This is a genomic window from Ruegeria sediminis (assembly GCF_005938215.1).
Taxonomy (GTDB): domain Bacteria; phylum Pseudomonadota; class Alphaproteobacteria; order Rhodobacterales; family Rhodobacteraceae; genus Ruegeria; species Ruegeria sediminis.
This window is the reverse complement of sequence record NZ_VCPD01000018.1, coordinates 1-1177: the sequence shown is the minus strand read 5'-3', so window position 1 is coordinate 1177 and position 1177 is coordinate 1. Positions and strand designations below refer to the sequence as shown.

At 65.8% G+C, this 1177-nt stretch carries 1 protein-coding gene; it reads right to left on the bottom strand.

Translation table 11 applies throughout. The annotated features are described in order from the left end of the window. Positions 1-1176 carry an elongation factor Tu gene (gene tuf / locus FGK63_RS20630; protein WP_138845844.1) on the bottom strand — a complete coding sequence of 392 codons (1176 nt, stop codon included), beginning with the start codon at positions 1174-1176 and terminating at the stop codon, positions 1-3. Position 1177 lies beyond the last annotated feature (1 nt).

Below are 1177 nucleotides of genomic sequence, written 5' to 3'. Positions count from 1 at the left end.
TTACTCGATGATTTTCGACACGACGCCGGCGCCGACGGTGCGGCCGCCTTCGCGGATGGCGAAGCGCAGGCCGTCTTCCATGGCGATCGGCGCGATCAGTTCGACGGTGAAGCCGACGTTGTCGCCCGGCATCACCATCTCGGTGCCCGGCTGCAGCGTCACGGTGCCGGTCACGTCGGTGGTCCGGAAGTAGAACTGCGGACGGTAGTTCGCGAAGAACGGGGTGTGACGGCCGCCCTCTTCCTTGGTCAGGATGTAGGCTTCGGCTTCGAACTTGGTGTGCGGGGTCACCGAGCCCGGCTTGCAGAGTACCTGGCCGCGCTCGACCGCTTCACGGTCGATGCCGCGCAGCAGCGCGCCGATGTTGTCGCCGGCCTCGCCGCGGTCCAGCAGCTTGCGGAACATCTCGACGCCGGTGCAGGTGGTGGTCTGCGTGTCCTTGATGCCGACGATCTCGATCGAGTCGCCCACGTTGATCACGCCGCGCTCGACGCGGCCGGTCACCACGGTGCCGCGGCCCGAGATCGAGAACACGTCCTCGATCGGCATCAGGAACGGCTGGTCCACGGCGCGCTCGGGCGTCGGGATGTACTCGTCCACGGCCGCCATCAGCTCGCGGATCTTGTTCTCGCCGATCTCCGGGTTGTTGCCTTCCATCGCCGCCAGCGCCGAGCCCGCGATGATCGGAATGTCGTCGCCGGGGAAGTCGTAGGACGACAGCAGCTCGCGCACTTCCATCTCGACCAGCTCGAGCAGTTCCTCGTCGTCGACCTGGTCGACCTTGTTCAGGAACACCACCAGCGCCGGAACGCCGACCTGGCGCGCCAGCAGGATGTGCTCGCGGGTCTGCGGCATCGGGCCGTCGGCCGCGTTCACCACCAGGATCGCGCCGTCCATCTGGGCGGCACCGGTGATCATGTTCTTGACGTAGTCGGCGTGACCGGGGCAGTCGACATGCGCGTAGTGGCGCGCTTCGGTCTCGTATTCCACGTGGGCGGTCGAGATGGTGATGCCGCGGGCCTTCTCCTCCGGCGCGCCGTCGATCTGGTCATACGCGCGGAACTCGCCGAAATACTTGGTGATCGCTGCGGTCAGCGTGGTCTTGCCGTGGTCAACGTGGCCGATCGTGCCGATGTTGACGTGCGGTTTCGTACGCTCAAACTTTTCCTTTGCCATT

What these genes read in the sequence shown, in the direction of transcription:
- tuf (WP_138845844.1), bottom strand. Translation starts at nt 1,176, where the DNA reads ATGGCAAAGGAAAAGTTTGAGCGTACGAAACCGCACGTCAACATCGGC.